General features: G+C 59.5%; 13 protein-coding genes. 5 read left to right on the top strand and 8 right to left on the bottom strand.

Annotated features, from left to right (window positions below):
- Nucleotides 1-65: 65 nt before the first annotated feature.
- The gene (locus ACYVAC_RS15775) at nt 66-902 is read left to right on the top strand and encodes a sugar phosphate isomerase/epimerase family protein (protein WP_461098709.1); all 837 of its coding nucleotides are present in this window, start codon (nt 66-68) and stop codon (nt 900-902) included.
- A 68-nt stretch (nt 903-970) separates the two neighbouring features.
- Here ACYVAC_RS15775 and ACYVAC_RS15780 read toward each other — a convergent pair whose 3' ends face one another.
- From ACYVAC_RS15780 to ACYVAC_RS15810, 7 genes are all read right to left on the bottom strand, one after another.
- On the bottom strand, nt 971-1,411 hold the full coding sequence (locus ACYVAC_RS15780) for a hypothetical protein (RefSeq protein WP_461098710.1): 441 nt from the start codon (nt 1,409-1,411) through the stop codon (nt 971-973).
- 68 nt (nt 1,412-1,479) lie between these two features.
- Nucleotides 1,480-1,917 carry a hypothetical protein gene (locus tag ACYVAC_RS15785; RefSeq protein ID WP_461098711.1) on the bottom strand — a complete coding sequence of 146 codons (438 nt, stop codon included), beginning with the start codon at nt 1,915-1,917 and terminating at the stop codon, nt 1,480-1,482.
- A 68-nt stretch (nt 1,918-1,985) separates the two neighbouring features.
- Nucleotides 1,986-3,254, bottom strand: a complete 1,269-nt coding sequence (locus tag ACYVAC_RS15790) for a serine hydrolase (protein ID WP_461098712.1) — start codon at nt 3,252-3,254, stop codon at nt 1,986-1,988.
- Nucleotides 3,238-4,317: an aminotransferase class I/II-fold pyridoxal phosphate-dependent enzyme gene (locus ACYVAC_RS15795; RefSeq protein WP_461098713.1), complete on the bottom strand. Its 1,080-nt coding sequence runs from the start codon at nt 4,315-4,317 to the stop codon at nt 3,238-3,240. Before ACYVAC_RS15795 ends, ACYVAC_RS15790 begins: the two co-directional genes overlap by 17 nt.
- 41 nt (nt 4,318-4,358) lie before the next feature.
- Complete coding sequence (locus tag ACYVAC_RS15800) at nt 4,359-5,384, bottom strand: dipeptide epimerase (protein ID WP_461098790.1); 1,026 nt, start codon at nt 5,382-5,384, stop codon at nt 4,359-4,361.
- A gap of 54 nt (nt 5,385-5,438) precedes the next feature.
- A complete protein-coding gene (locus ACYVAC_RS15805; RefSeq protein ID WP_461098714.1) occupies nt 5,439-7,055 on the bottom strand; it encodes a hypothetical protein in 1,617 nt (538 codons plus the stop codon).
- A 12-nt stretch (nt 7,056-7,067) separates the two neighbouring features.
- Nucleotides 7,068-7,775, bottom strand: coding sequence for a hypothetical protein (locus ACYVAC_RS15810; protein ID WP_461098715.1), 708 nt, complete (start codon nt 7,773-7,775; stop codon nt 7,068-7,070).
- Nucleotides 7,776-8,518: 743 nt separating this feature from the next.
- Here ACYVAC_RS15810 and ACYVAC_RS15815 point away from each other — a divergent pair.
- Both ACYVAC_RS15815 and ACYVAC_RS15820 read left to right on the top strand, forming a co-directional pair.
- On the top strand, nt 8,519-10,852 hold the full coding sequence (locus ACYVAC_RS15815; RefSeq protein ID WP_461098716.1) for a GumC family protein: 2,334 nt from the start codon (nt 8,519-8,521) through the stop codon (nt 10,850-10,852).
- A 45-nt stretch (nt 10,853-10,897) separates the two neighbouring features.
- On the top strand, nt 10,898-11,566 hold the full coding sequence (locus tag ACYVAC_RS15820; protein WP_461098717.1) for a sugar transferase: 669 nt from the start codon (nt 10,898-10,900) through the stop codon (nt 11,564-11,566).
- A gap of 92 nt (nt 11,567-11,658) precedes the next feature.
- Here the strand turns inward: ACYVAC_RS15820 and ACYVAC_RS15825 are convergent, their stop codons facing one another.
- The gene (locus ACYVAC_RS15825; protein ID WP_461098718.1) at nt 11,659-12,549 is read right to left on the bottom strand and encodes a sugar phosphate isomerase/epimerase family protein; all 891 of its coding nucleotides are present in this window, start codon (nt 12,547-12,549) and stop codon (nt 11,659-11,661) included.
- A 334-nt stretch (nt 12,550-12,883) separates the two neighbouring features.
- Between ACYVAC_RS15825 and ACYVAC_RS15830 the strand changes: the two genes are divergently transcribed.
- Nucleotides 12,884-13,414, top strand: coding sequence for a (2Fe-2S)-binding protein (locus ACYVAC_RS15830; protein WP_461098719.1), 531 nt, complete (start codon nt 12,884-12,886; stop codon nt 13,412-13,414).
- A 3-nt stretch (nt 13,415-13,417) separates the two neighbouring features.
- Nucleotides 13,418-14,413: an FAD binding domain-containing protein gene (locus ACYVAC_RS15835; protein WP_461098720.1), complete on the top strand. Its 996-nt coding sequence runs from the start codon at nt 13,418-13,420 to the stop codon at nt 14,411-14,413.
- The last annotated feature ends 7 nt before the right edge of the window (nt 14,414-14,420 follow it).

The raw sequence follows: 14,420 nt of genomic DNA on the forward strand, positions 1-14,420 counted from the left end.
GGTTTGTCGGGTAACCGACCGTCGCCGACTGGTTGCGGCCCCTTCCTCCTAAACCCCGCCTTACCATGACCCGTATCGTTTCTCTTCTGCTGGCCGGCCTGCTGCTGGCGGGCCGGCTACAGGCTCAGAAGCCCGCCCCGGTGGGCCTGCAACTCTACAGTTTCCGTAGTGAGTTTGCCAAAGACGTGCCCGGCACGCTGGACAAAGTAAAGGCGCTGGGCTTTCGGGAAGCCGAAATTGCGGGTACCTACGGCCTGTCGCTGACCGACTTTCGCAAACTGCTCGACCAGCGCGGTATCAAAGCCATCAGCACAGGGGCCAGTTTTGACGACCTCACCAACAACATCCCCAAAATAGTGGCCGAAGCCAAAGCGCTGGGCGCCAAATACGTGATGTGCGCCTGGATCCCGCATCCGCTCGACACGTTCTCCCAGTTCGATGCCGACAAAGCCATCGACGTGTTCAACACCGCCGGCAGTCTGCTGGCCGACAACGGGCTGATGCTTTGCTACCACACCCACGGCTACGAGTTTCAGACGTTTAAGGACGGCACGTTTTTCGACTACATGGCCGAGAACCTCGACCCCAAATTCGTCAATTTCGAGATGGATGTGTACTGGGTGAAATCGCCGGGCTACGATCCGGTGGCGCTGTTGCAGAAGTACCCCAAACGTTTTTTGCTGATGCACCTCAAAGACCGTAAACCGGGTACGCCCGACAGCAATACGGGCCACGCCGATGTCGAGTCGAACGTGACGCTGGGACAGGGCGACGTGGGTATTGCCGCCATTATGAAGCAGGCCCGAAAATCGGGGGTCCGGCATTTTTTTATCGAAGACGAATCATCGCGGGCGATGGAACAGATGCCCGGTAGCCTCGCCTTCCTGTCGGGGCTAAAGTAAATCACGCTACAGAAAAGGGGGCGACCGGATCGGATCCGGGCGCCCCCTTTTCTGTATGGGCGGGGCCGCTATTTTTTCCCCTTGAAGTAATAGCGGTACAAACTCTGCTGCGTCGGGTCGGTGTCGATGCTGATCGTTGTGCCGTCGCTGCTGCCTACTTTCAGGGTCTGCACGTAGAAGTCATAGCCGGTGCCATTGGCCGTAACATCGACCCGGCCCAGTGGCAATACATCGTCGGTCGAGCCGGCCTGGCTCAGCGTAACGGTGAGGCTATCGACCTGTTCGCTGATGCGGGTGGCCCGAATCAGCCCCGATACCACGGTCTGGCCACCGACTTTATAGGGCAGGGTAAGTGAGTCGAGTAACACCCCCGCCGAATCGAGCCGGATAAATGTCATTGGATAGTCGCCGGCCACGCGGGTACCGGCGTCGGGAGCCACATCGTTGCTTTTCGAACAGGCCGCCAGGGCAACCATCAGTACCGGGAGCATCAGGTATGTTTTTTTCATGAAGCTGAGTCGTTTACTACCTATACGCTCACAAGGCGCATTCCGTGTCAGACCCGCCTGAAAATCACTTACTTTTTCGCCCGGATACGCACGTCGTAGAGCTGGCTGTTGATCAGCGTCTGGCTGTCGTATGACAGCGTGGTGTTGTCGAGTGTACCTACTTTGTTGGCTCCATCGTACATATCGTAGCGCTGCCCGCCGGCCGACCGTACGCTCAGCAGCAGCGAATCGGTACGGGGTAGATAGCCCTGTATGCCAAACCCGTAGGCCATCATCAGTTTGCCACCCGGCCGCGACCCTACGCTGACCACGCCCGTGTATACCTGGTTGTTTTGCGGGTTAGTATAGGGAAAATTGTAGGTGATGGAGGTGGCACTGCCCACACTGGGAGTTACGTACTGCGTGATCGTGTAAACGCCCGAAATGGCAGGTTCGGGGTCGCCCCCGCCGGTACAGCCCACCAGCAAACCCATCAGCACAACCGGAATCATTCGTTTGATCATCATGGCAACGTCTTTTTCTGACCTGTCCTGCAAATTCCGTTCCGTTGCTGCCCTTATAATCCGGTAACCGATCAGGGTTTATCGTAGCTCACCCGAAAGCGGCTCAGGTCGGGCCGGTGCCGGCGGGGCCGTGCGGCTTCGTAATCGTAGAGTATGCGGCCCAGGTTGCCCATAAACGGGAGGCCAACGGTGTCGTATTCGTAGTGATCGTCGTTGAAAATACCGTCGTCATTTACGTAGACCACCGCCGACAGCATGAACTCGATGCCTTTCTCGAAATCCACGATGTACGCGTTGTCGATCAGGTAGCCGTAGGCATCGCCCACCTTGTTGAATAGGCGGACCGACGGCGGAAAGGGCGTTTTACGGTCGCCCGTCAGCAAAAATTTGCAGTAGCTGTCGTAATAGGTCGAGTCGTAATGCGGATACGTGGTTTCGCGGGGTAGCTGCGAGAGGTACTTATACAGAAAGCGGTAATTGGCGGGGGTCAGGTTGAAGCGCTGCGCCGGCACCACCGACTCCGGAAACAGCACGGCCCGCAGCATGGCCTGCTGCTCCTGAAGCGGAAAGCTGTTTTTGTCGGTGAACGCAAACGGCTGGCGCACCAGCGAATCGCCCGTACGGGCCCGGGTCATGTAGCCGCTTCCGCGCAGGATGGGCGCTCCGGCCCGGGGCGGGTCGGCACACACCTGTGCCGGCTGGGTGTAGCGAAGCCGGCCAGCCGAATCGAGCAGGCGAATGGGATTGGTGTAGCGATTCTGTTCAGTACTGACCGGCACCGACAGCCGGTGTACGATGCGCAGATCGCGATAGCCTTTGCGGTACAGGCGCTCATTCATACCGCACTGCCCCACCCATTCGAACAGCCGGTTGTAAGCGTCGTTATCGCTCACCAGCAGAATTTTGCGGGCATAGTGCGCAACCGACGGCAGGCCACTGGCCGAAGTCGGATCCGTGTATTGCCGGGTCTGGCCGGCGTGGGCCGAGTCGGTGAGCATCGTCGACGCCGGATCGATACCCAGTTCGTTTAGTTTTTCCAGCGCCAGCAACACGGCGGGCAGTTTAACGGTACTGGCCGGATAGAAATAACGGTTCCTGTCGAGTCGGTACCCGTACGAGCGGAACGACGGCCGGTTGCGGGCATCGCGGTCAATTTGTGTGTACAGAATCTGCACATCATAGCGAGCGGGGTCGCGCCACACCGGCCCCAACTGTGCGGCATGCTGCTGCAGCAACCGGCTGAGCAGACTATCGGTGCGGGGCTGGGCCAATGCCTGCCCCAGCAGAAGCAGCAATAGCGCGGGCAGCAGCGCCCGGCGGCCCTTAGTCAGCGTAGGCATAGAGTGCATCGGCGAGGGTTGCGATATCGTCGGGGGTGTGAAAAGCGCTGATGACAATTCGGTTGTTGGGTGGATCAGCGGGGCCGGGGTAGGCAAACGAGTACATAAAAATGCCCCGGTCGAGCAGGTACGGATACAGACCGGCATCGTCGGTGCTGAAGACGGGGTAGCCGGGTGCCTGCCTGAACAGCCCGGTGGGCAGTAGCAGCTTTTCGGCCAGACCAACATTGGCGAGCAGCCGGTCGTAGGCCGCCCGGTACAGCGGGCCGGCCTGTTCATAGGCAGCCAGATAGGCCGGCGGTATAGGCGAGCAGGCCCCAAAGAACGCCGTTTGCCGCAGTTGCGCCAGCGTGTCGGCATCGCCAAAAACTACCCCGCCGGGCAGGCCCATGCCCTTGGCCAGCGACCCGGTCAGTATCAGACGCAGACCGGGCCGCTGCGGCAGCTGTGCCCAGATACCCCGCCCGTCGTTGAGCACCCCCAGCCCGTGCGAATCATCGACAACCACCGTGACGGGCCGGTCGAGCGGCAGTGTCGACAACCAGTAGAACGTGTAGGGCACCGATTGCAGGGCGTCGATCGAGTTGGTCAGAATCACCACGGGCTGCCCGGCCGGCAGTGCTCGTACCTGAGCACCCAGCTGCGCAGCCCACTCGGCATGCGTACCGGCTGGTAGTTCAGGGCGTGCATCGGCCCAGAGTGCGGGATGGGTGCCGGGGGCATACAGAAACCGGGTGTGGGGCTGTCGCAACCACTGCACCACCAGTTGCCCGGCCAGCATGCCCGACGACAGGGTAAGGGCGGCAGCGGGGCGGTTGGCGGCTGGCCCCACGGCGGTGGTCAGCTGCGCTTCGACCCGCTCATACAGCCCCAGCCGCAGGTTTCCGTTGCGCGAACTACCGTACGAAGTGCCGTAAGTCTGCATGGCCTCGGCCACCAGTGCCCGAAAAGCGGGCAGCTGCGGTAAGCCCAGATAGGCGGTACCACTGAAAAAAAGATACGACTGGCCGGCCTGCGTAATGACCCGGTCGGGCAGTTGATCGATGGTGAACGGAGTAGGCATAAGCAGCGTAAAACGGAGCGGTCGACCGGCGGGTCAATCAATTATGGGGTGCGCAACCGGGCGCCGGTGCCGGGTTCGGCAGCGTACTGAACCCGCCCCTCCCGGAACGTTACGCCCGTGGCAGGGTCGTTGGCAATGAGCAGCGCACCGTCCAGATCGGCGTAGTCGAGCAGGGGCAGCAGTTGGGCGATGGCCGAAATACCCACGCTCGACTCGGTCATGCAGCCCACCATGACCTGCAGGCCCAGGGCGCGGGCCCGGTCGATCATACGCCGGGCGGGGGTCAGCCCGCCACATTTGGTCAGCTTGATGTTGACACCGTGGAACAGGCCTGCGCAGCGCTCCACATCGGCTTCCACGATGCAGCTTTCGTCGGCAATGATGGGCAGCTTGCTTTGCTCGAACACGCGCCGGGCACCGGCTATATCCGAGGCCGGCAGCGGCTGTTCGATAAACTCGACACCCAGCCGGGCCAGTTCCGGCAGCAGCGTCAGCGTATGCTCAGCCGTCCAGCCCCCGTTGGCGTCGACCCGGAAGCGGGCGTCGGTATGGGCGCGCAGAGCAGCCACCGTCGCCAGATCGGTATCGGGCCGGCCCAGCTTGATCTTGTAGAGCGGCCACGGAAACGCGGTCATCTTCTCGACCATGCGGGCGGGCGTGTCGAGGCCGATGGTATAATTGGTGAGCGGGGCGCGGGCCGGGTCGAGGTGCCAGAGCTGGTAAAGCGGAGTACCCTGCCGTTTGGCCCACAGGTCCCAGGCTGCCTGATCGAGGGCACAGGCCGCAAACGGATGCGCAGCCAGATAGGGTTGCAACAGGGCATGGAACCCGGCCGGATCGGTCAGTTCGTGGGCTTCGATCAGCGGCCGAATCGACTCCAGCACGGCCACCATACGCTCGATGGTTACGCCATAATAGCGGGTCGCGGTGGCTTCGCCCAGCCCCGTGGGTCCATCGGGCCCATCGCTCAGGGCAACCAGCAGCGTGGGCTGCACATCGCGGCTGTCGTGGGCAATGGTAAAGGTGGTGGTAAGGCGCAGATCGACCGGGTGCAGGTGTAGGTACATACGCATGGATTCAGACCTGCAAGGTACGCCCCGTTTCCTGAAAATGCCCCTTCGCTACTTACAGTAGGCCTCCGACCGGATTTTCAGGCTCCACTCGGGCTTGTCGACCAGGTAATTATTTTCCCGCAGGGGCCAGGTGGCGCCCCCATCGGTGCTGGCCCGGAAGTCGTAGCGCCGGCCTACCTGAATTTTGTAGGAAGCCACTTTACGCTCGGTGCGCGTGGCCGAAAACAGATCGCGCCAGTTTTCTTTACCCACCTCGCTGTACTGCGTTTTGATGAGCGAAGGCAGTAACGACTCATCGAGCTGCGTACCGCCGGGGCACGAGAACGAGAACTCCAGATTCATGACCGGCGGCACCGGCAGGGCAGCCAGCGAAATACCCACCGGCGTCTGGTTGCAACTTTCCGCTACGCCCGATTCGGCCATCAGGCCGCCCTTGGCCCCTTTCCCCCAGGCATCGGTTTCATCGAATACCTGAAGCTTCAGCCGCAGGCCCGAGGGCTGGTTATAGATACGGATCAGGGCGTTGTTGTTAATGTTGGCGTAGAAGCTGCTAATCACCTGCCCCGTGCTCACATTGACCAGTTTACAGAGGTAATTAACATCGACATTGGCCAGTTTGCTGCTCACACTGAACACCGGCCCCGCATCGCAGACGGCATCGGTCCAGGTAGCCACGTAAGCCACCAGCCGGGTGGCCGTAGCCTGATACTCGAGCCCACCTGTCACGGTTCGAACCACCTGCCCGGGCGTTTCTTCCTGCCAGCGGTTGGTAATGGCATCGTAGCTGTAGAGCGGAATTCGGTCGCCAGCCTGAATGGGCCGCCCTGTTTTACCGTTGATCGTATTCGGATTCAAATCCATGCGCCATTTGATAGGCTGCGAACTGGCGTGGGCCAGCCGGTACTCCCGGGCAAAGGCTTCGAGCGTGATGGAGCCGGCCAGCGAGGTTACCCGCATCGTACCCAGCGACGTGCCCGTAGTCAACGCCCCCACATTCCAAAGTATCCCCCCGCCCGGCACCTGACTGGTCAGCGCCCCATCGCGGGCATTGGTGTAGAGGGCCGTCAGCGTCAGATCGCCGTCTACGGGAGCCCCATCGCGGTCGGTCAGTTGCGTACCCGGCTCCAGAATTACCGACGCTTTGTCTTCGGAGCCGGCGGGCGAGGGTGTGAGCAGGGCCATTGGGCCCGAGATAGCCCCATCGGCACCGGCGCGCCCTTTTATACGGCCGGCCGCCAGCGTACGGGGCGGCTTCTCCAGATTGATCCAGCGCACCACCCGGGTTACCCGACTATCGTTGGTAATCGTAAAAGGCTGCACCACCGTCAGGTAGCCATCGGCCTCCACAACCACCGTAAAGCGCAGGGGCTTTTGCGCAGTAGCCACCACACCCGGCATGGCTGCCAGCAACAGTACACCGTCGGCATTGACTTTGTATCGGTTGGTATTGAGGGTGGTCACGAGCTTGTCGGCATCGGGCCCAACCAGCTGTACCTGACTTGTTTTGGGCAGCGGGTTACCCGCCGGATCATATAACCGCACCTCGATCACGCCCGTATTGATTGGATCTTTGGTGCGCAGTTTTACGCCTTCGAGCGGGTTCTGGCAGGCATCAATCAGTGCCAGCATCACAACAAACAGACTAAGCAGCCGCAACATGCGCATGACAGAAAACAGTTAAGGTCGGTTGAGTCGGTAAGTGACCGTGACGTTCAGGGAAGGCAGGTATCGATAGCCGGCCAGGTTTTGCTCGACACGGGGAATCTGTTCATCGATGGTTGTCGTCTCCAGAAAACCACTGTAGTCCAGGCTAACGCGCGGGCGTCCCAGATAGAACACACCCAGCTCGACCCCGACACCCACCCGCCGGCGGGGTATGGTCCGGCCGAAGCCCAGGCCGGCATAGCCTACCACCGAGTGCCAGCGCAGCCCCAGATTCACCGTTCCGACGTCTTCGGGCGTTAGTTCGATGCCATCGAGATCCAGCTTGTTATCGGTCGTCATGACTACGTTGAGGTTGGGATGCCAGGTGTATCCTGCCCCACCCGTTACAAAAAACGAGCCGCGTTTGAACGGACGCCAGACCAATCCAGCCTGCACCACCCCAATCATGAAATCGGGCGAGAGCGTCAGGTTCGATTCTTTCGAAACGGCTACCTGAAACGGCTGCCGATAGGCTATATATTGAACCCCGGCCCGGACGCTCAGTCGGTGGGCGGGTAGCAACGCGTGGTTGTAGAACAGGCGAGGCCCCGTGGTGCCCAGGTGTAGACTCACCGATTGCGCGCGCCGGCTACTGTCGGGGTAGACCGGCGCAGCCCGCCCGATCGACCAGGTTGACAGTACGAACAGGAAGAGATAGCATACCCTGACAAGGTGGCTCATGGGCTGTTTTCAAAAATCTATTATTACTATTTAACCAACTTAGGTAACATTACAAATGTAAACATTCTTGTTTGACAGGCCGGTTGGCCCCCGGCCTTTTTTATTTTTCGTAGACGAAACGTTCTACGGATTAGACGCCTACCTGCTGAATATACTTATCGGCCGGGCCGTTACCAGTACGTTTTCATTTTTTGTCTGAACGGATGGAGTTCGTCCTTTTTAGGTCGACCGTCCGCTGAAAAAACAACTAGTTTGGGAAAAATCAGTCCATTTGTTAACAATAATCAAATAAAGAAAACACCTTATTTACTATATTTGAGTCAATATTAAGCCTCTCTGTAAGCCTGTATCCGGTGCAAAAACTACTCATATGATCCGACCTGCTCGCTGCCGACGGCCTCAACAATCAATCTAACTAGTAGATAATCAACCTATTCCACTATCTGTTCAGCCAGCTGGCTGTTGCCTGCCTTATGCGCCCATCACATGCTGCCTCGCTACGCATCGCCCCCCGGGCGGGCCTTGTCTCCAACGCTGGTCATCTTACCCATTCGTACCCTGCACGCGCGAATCTCAAGCTGATTATCAGTGCGTTTTCGCTTCGCCCACACGGTCGGCGCACAGCCGAACTGGCACAGCAGAATGGTTCGCTGGCACCGATTTTGCAAGGCAGGCTGTCGGTTACAGCCCCGGTTATTGCCCGCGCATAGGGCGGTGCATAAACCTTACCCGAACAGAAACACATGGCCAGCCAACCCGCATCTGCTCCCTACCCGCTCTACGAAGCGGCCCCCCACCCCGACATCCGGGTACGGCTGATGCGGTATGCCCGGCAGTGGAAGTGGTTCGTAGCGTCGGCCCTGGGTGCCGCTGCCGCTGCCTACGGGTATCTGCAGTTTCAGACACCCGTGTACCAGACACAGGCCAGTCTGCTCATCAAAGACGACAAGAAGGGGCTCAGCGAAACCAGTATCCTGAAAGAGATGGATATTCTGGCGCCGAAAAAAGTTATTGAGAATGAAGTCGAGATTCTGCAGTCGTATGCGCTGATGGCCAGCGTTGTTGACCGGCTGGGGCTGGCGGTGCGCTACCTGGTCCCCGGCACAACCCGCAACCAGGACTGCTATGACCTGTCGCCCCTGCGGGTGGTTGTCGAAAAAGCAACCCCTGCGCTCTACGAGACCCCGCTGACCATGCAGCTGGTGAACCCGGCCCAGGTAACCATCAACGAGCGTACTTACCCCACCAATACATCGATCCGCCTGCCGCAGGGCCAGTTGCGGGTGCTGGTACGCCAGCCCTTCCGCACCAGCGACGGCCCGCTGATCGTGGCCATTGGCAAACCTGCGGAGGTCACTGAGGGGTTTCTCAAAAACCTGACCGTGACACCCACCAGCAAGGCATCGACCGTGCTGCAACTGGCCCTCCTCGATCCGGTTCCCCGTAAGGCCCGGGCTATTCTAAGCACCCTGATCGACGAGTACAACCGGACCGCCATTGCCGACAAAAACCGGCTGGCCGCCAGCACCCTGTCGTTTATCGACGATCGCCTTAAACTCATTGCTGATGAGCTGGCCGTTGTTGAAAAAGACGTCGCCACGTATAAAGCCGCCGAGCAGGTAGTAGACCTTGGCCAGCAATCGCAGCTCTTTCTGAAAACCATCCAGCAGAACGATGAACAGCTGAACCAGACGGCCATGCAGCTGGGCACTGTCGATGCCATTGACCAGTATGCCCGTCGGCAGGGCAACGAGCCGGGCCTGGCGCCGGCTACCTTTGGCCTCAACGACCCCACACTGGTGATGCTGGTGGGGCAGCTGGGCAAACTCGAACAGGCGCACGAGCAACTGAGCCGCACGACAGGGCCGCAGAACCCCATGCTGCTGGCGCTGGAGAGTCAGATCGCGGCAGCACGAACCAGTCTTACCGATCACGTAGCTGGCCTGCGGCAGCAGCTGACGCATTCCCGCCAGCAACTGTCCCGGACCAACCAGCTGCTCGAAAAACGGATCAGCGCCGTGCCCCGTAAAGAACGGGGACTCGTCGACATCACCCGGCAGCAGTCGGTTAAAAGCAAGCTGTATACGTACCTGCTGGGCAAACGCGAAGAAACGGCGCTGTCGTTTGCCGCTACCGTAGCCGACAGCCGCGTTGTTGACCCAGCCCGCACGGGTCGCACGCCCGTCAAGCCTGTGGGCACCACTATTTTTCTGCTCTTCGGGCTGGCCGGCCTGCTGCTGCCTGTTGGGGTGATGGCTGGTCGCGATGCTCTCAACGACCGTGTCAGCCAGCGGACCGATATCGAGTCGGCTTCGCAGGTACCGATTCTGGGCGAGATTGCCGCCAGCCGCACCAACGATCCGCTGGTGATGGTATCGGGTCGGCGCTCGGCCATTGCCGAACAAATCCGGACGCTGCGTACCAACCTGCAGTTTCTGCGAACCAACCCAACCGACAGCCAGATCATTCTCTTCACATCGAGCATCGGGGGTGAGGGCAAATCCTTTCTGTCGCTCAACCTGGGGGCCAGCCTGGCCCTGGTCGATCGGCCAACCGTTATTCTGGAGATGGACCTGCGCAAGCCCCGACTGCACCAGGTCATGAACATGGCTAATACCGTTGGCCTGAGCAACTATTTGATTCAGGAAGCCCCGCTCGATGCGGTGTTGCAGGACGTGCCGGGTTTGCCGAACTATCACATCATCACCAGCGGGCCCATACCGCCCAACCCGGCCGAACTACTCAGCAGCCCGCAGCTGGGCCAGCTCTTTGCCGAACTGCGCACCCGCTTCGATTACGTCATTGTCGACTCGCCCCCGATCGGGCTGGTTACCGATGCCCAGCTCATTGCGCCCCATGCCGACGCCACGCTCTTTATGGTTCGCCACGATCATACGCCCAAAGCTTACCTGACAATGATCGACGGACTTTACCGCGATAACCGGTTCAACCGGCTGAATCTGATCCTGAACGGCGTTGGCCACAGCGAATCTTTCCAGTACGGCTACGCCTATGGCGGGTACTACGAAACCACCAGTAAACCCGAAAAACGAACCATACGCCGACTGCGCACCTAACTGTCTACTTATCCATACGCTGCTTCCACTTTACCGCTCCCTCCTATGCTCGATATGTCTCTTCCCACCTTCAGCGGATCTGCATCGACGCAACCCACCACAACTGTAACGCCGGCCAGCCGGGCGGTTTTCGGTAAGCGTTTTTTTGATGTGCTCATCGCGTTGCTGCTGCTGATTTTCATACTGTCGTGGCTACTGCCGCTTATCGGTATACTGGTCCGCCTTACCTCGCCGGGACCGGCGCTGTTTATTCAGCTCCGGATGGGGCGCAACGGGGTGCCTTTCCGGTGCCTGAAGTTTCGGACTATGACCTTCGACCCCAACGGTGAGTTCAGACAGGCCCAGCGTAACGACCCCCGCATAACCAAGCTGGGTGCCTTTCTGCGCAAATCGAACCTCGACGAACTACCGCAGCTGATCAACGTACTGACCGGCCAGATGAGCCTGGTCGGGCCGCGCCCGCACCCGCTTCGGCTCGATGCCGAGCACTGGCACACCATGGCCAACTACCCCAACCGGTATGCCGTTCGGCCCGGCATTACCGGTCTGGCGCAGGCCCGCGGCTGCCGGGGCGAAACGGCCGAGCTTATTCAAATGCAGCACCGCCTGCGGCTCGACCTATTTTACATCCAGAAACGGTCGATGAAACTCGACCTGATGATTTGCTGGTGGACACTGGCCAAAATGATACTGGGCGACGAGAAAGCCCATTAAACGTCTTACTCTTTATCCAACGAAAAAACCGGGTCCGGTCGAAACAATGCTGTTTCGACCGGACCCGGTTTGTGTTTGTGCGGCCGGGTCTTTTACACCCGTACTTTCTCGAGGTTGCGGTAGCTGATGGCGATCGACTCCAGAGGAGGACGCTTGCAGACGTCCTGCTCCACGAAGTAATGCTTCAGGCCGGCGGTTTTCTGGGCGTCGAAGATGCGCTGGAAATTAATCGAGCCCGTGCCCACTTCGGCAAAAGCGCGCTCCTGCGTTTTCTCCATGTCTTTCACGTGCCACAGCGGGAAGCGGCCGGGATGTTTCTTGAACAGCGCCACGGGGTCTTGTCCGGCAAACGTTGCCCAGTACAGATCGAGCTCCATTTTCACCAGCTTCGGATCGGTCTGGCTCAGCAGCAGATCATATGGCACCTGCCCCTCGAGTGGCTGAAATTCGAAGTCGTGGTTGTGGTAGGCAAACTGAATACCAGCCGCTTTACACACTTCGGCCGACTTGTTGAACAGCTCGGCAAACTTCTTGTAATCGTCGAGTTTGGTACGTTCGGGCGGGAACAGGTAAGCACAGACCATGTATTTCTGTCCTACGGTAGCGGCATCGTCGACGGCCCGTTTCCAGTCGTCGGTCAGGGTTCCTTTACCCTTCATCACGTTGCCGGTGGTATAGTGACCACTGGGGGCGCTCAGCCCCAGGCTCTTGAGTAGTGCCTTGAACTCGGTGGGCGTTTTGCCAAAAAACTTGCCATCGGCATAGGAGAAGAGTTCAACTTCCTTGTACCCGATTTTAGCCACCTGCCGCAGGGTACCCTCCAGGTCTTTGGGCAGTTCATTACGCAGGGTGTACAGTTGAACGCCCAGCGACTGGGTAGCGGGTTTGGCCAGCAGATTGGTGCGGGGCAGCAAGGCGGCCGCCGTAGCCAGCGCGCCGGCCTTCAAAAAATCATGCCGGGACAGTTTGGGGGAAAATGCCATGGGGCGAAGGGGGTTTATGCGACTAAATGAATCCGGGTGGTTCGACACCCGGCTACCAGCCAGGTTTCAGACCGTAAATTAGGTATCCAGACCGGACAATAGTTTAATCGCGTCTAAAAATAAGTCTATCTCGCCAGACCGAAGTTATTTCTGATTCGCCATTCGGGCTGGACACGTCGCTAATCAGCTGATTGCTTGCGCTTCACCCGCGCGGCAACGCCCGCTCTTCAGGCTGATTAAATCGCCATTAAATAAGCAAGTTGGCCGCTGGATAGACAAAACGGACTGCCGGTGGTTCACTCTATGGACAGTACGCTCATCTCTTTTTTTCTCTATGGAAACTCTGGTAAATCCGCCAACCGAACAGACCCCCTCGGTCCCTACGGCGCAACCCGTCAGGCTAACGGTCAACGGGGTCGAAAAAACCCTCTCGCTGGCTCCCTGGACCAGCTTGCTCGATGCCCTCCGCGAACACATGCACCTGACCGGCACGAAAAAGGGCTGTGATCATGGTCAGTGCGGAGCCTGTACCGTACTCGTCGATGGCAAACGCATCAACTCCTGCCTGACGCTGGCCGTTATGAAAGACGGTTCCAGTATCGTCACCATCGAGGGGCTGGCCAACCAGACCGCCGGTGCCGACCTGCACCCGCTGCAACAGGCCTTTATCGACCACGATGCCTACCAGTGTGGCTACTGTACACCCGGGCAGATTTGTTCGGCTGTAGGTATGCTTAGCGAAGGTCGCGCCAAAACCGACGACGACATCCGGGAGCTGATGAGTGGCAACATCTGCCGCTGTGGTGCCTACACCAATATAGTCGACGCCATCAGCGAGGTCATGCACAAAACCGACAACGCCTAACCCATGAACAGCTTCTCATACACCCGCCCCGACGAGGTGGCGCTGGCGATCGACGATCGCAGTCAGCACGCCCACGCCCGGTTTATTGCCGGCGGCACCAACCTCCTCGACCTGATGAAGGAAAACGTGGAGCGGCCCGACCGGCTGATCGATATCAATCAGCTGCCGCTGAGCACCATCACCCCCACCGATGAGGGTGGTCTGCGGCTCGGCGCCCTGGTCACCAACGCCGACACGGCCTACCATCACGACGTTGAAACGCGCTACCCCCTGCTCTCGCAGGCCATTCTGGCCGGTGCTTCGCCCCAGTTGCGCAACATGGCCACCAATGGCGGCAACCTGTTTCAGCGCACCCGCTGCTATTACTTTTATGACCTGGCTACCCCCTGCAACAAGCGGGAGCCGGGCTCAGGCTGCGGAGCCCTCAACGGTTACAACCGCATCCACGCTATTCTGGGAACGAGCCACTCATGCATTGCCACCCACCCGTCGGATATGTGCGTAGCCCTGGCGGCTCTCGACGCCACGATTCGGGTAAGCGGCCCCAACGGCGAGCGCACCATCCCAATTGCCGATTTTCACCGCCTGCCCGGCGATGAGCCCCAGTTCGACAACACGGTACAGCCCGGCGAACTGGTAACGGCTATCGACCTGCCGGCCGATGGCTTTGCCGACAACCATACGTACCTGAAAGTACGCGACCGGGCCTCGTATGCCTTTGCACTCGTATCGGTAGCGGTGGGGCTCAAGCTCGACGGCGATACCGTAACCGACGTGCGGATTGCCCTCGGCGGAGTGGCCCACAAGCCCTGGCGCAAGCCCGAAGCCGAAGCCCTGCTGACGGGGAAAGTCGCCACCAAGGCCAACTACCGGCTGGTTGCCGACGCCCTGCTCGAAGGTGCCCGTGGCTATGCCCACAACGGCTTTAAAATTGAACTGGCCAAACGCGCCATCGTCCGTGCGCTGAGCATGGCCGCCAAACAGGAACCTATTGACTAACCCCGAC

It is taken from the genome of Spirosoma luteolum, assembly GCF_054778875.1.

What these genes read in the sequence shown, in the direction of transcription:
- ACYVAC_RS15775 (WP_461098709.1), top strand. Translation starts at nt 66, where the DNA reads ATGACCCGTATCGTTTCTCTTCTGCTGGCCGGCCTGCTGCTGGCGGGC.
- ACYVAC_RS15780 (WP_461098710.1), bottom strand. Translation starts at nt 1,411, where the DNA reads ATGAAAAAAACATACCTGATGCTCCCGGTACTGATGGTTGCCCTGGCG.
- ACYVAC_RS15785 (WP_461098711.1), bottom strand. Translation starts at nt 1,917, where the DNA reads ATGATGATCAAACGAATGATTCCGGTTGTGCTGATGGGTTTGCTGGTG.
- ACYVAC_RS15790 (WP_461098712.1), bottom strand. Translation starts at nt 3,254, where the DNA reads ATGCCTACGCTGACTAAGGGCCGCCGGGCGCTGCTGCCCGCGCTATTG.
- ACYVAC_RS15795 (WP_461098713.1), bottom strand. Translation starts at nt 4,317, where the DNA reads ATGCCTACTCCGTTCACCATCGATCAACTGCCCGACCGGGTCATTACG.
- ACYVAC_RS15800 (WP_461098790.1), bottom strand. Translation starts at nt 5,384, where the DNA reads ATGTACCTACACCTGCACCCGGTCGATCTGCGCCTTACCACCACCTTT.
- ACYVAC_RS15805 (WP_461098714.1), bottom strand. Translation starts at nt 7,055, where the DNA reads ATGCGCATGTTGCGGCTGCTTAGTCTGTTTGTTGTGATGCTGGCACTG.
- ACYVAC_RS15810 (WP_461098715.1), bottom strand. Translation starts at nt 7,775, where the DNA reads ATGAGCCACCTTGTCAGGGTATGCTATCTCTTCCTGTTCGTACTGTCA.
- ACYVAC_RS15815 (WP_461098716.1), top strand. Translation starts at nt 8,519, where the DNA reads ATGGCCAGCCAACCCGCATCTGCTCCCTACCCGCTCTACGAAGCGGCC.
- ACYVAC_RS15820 (WP_461098717.1), top strand. Translation starts at nt 10,898, where the DNA reads ATGCTCGATATGTCTCTTCCCACCTTCAGCGGATCTGCATCGACGCAA.
- ACYVAC_RS15825 (WP_461098718.1), bottom strand. Translation starts at nt 12,549, where the DNA reads ATGGCATTTTCCCCCAAACTGTCCCGGCATGATTTTTTGAAGGCCGGC.
- ACYVAC_RS15830 (WP_461098719.1), top strand. Translation starts at nt 12,884, where the DNA reads ATGGAAACTCTGGTAAATCCGCCAACCGAACAGACCCCCTCGGTCCCT.
- ACYVAC_RS15835 (WP_461098720.1), top strand. Translation starts at nt 13,418, where the DNA reads ATGAACAGCTTCTCATACACCCGCCCCGACGAGGTGGCGCTGGCGATC.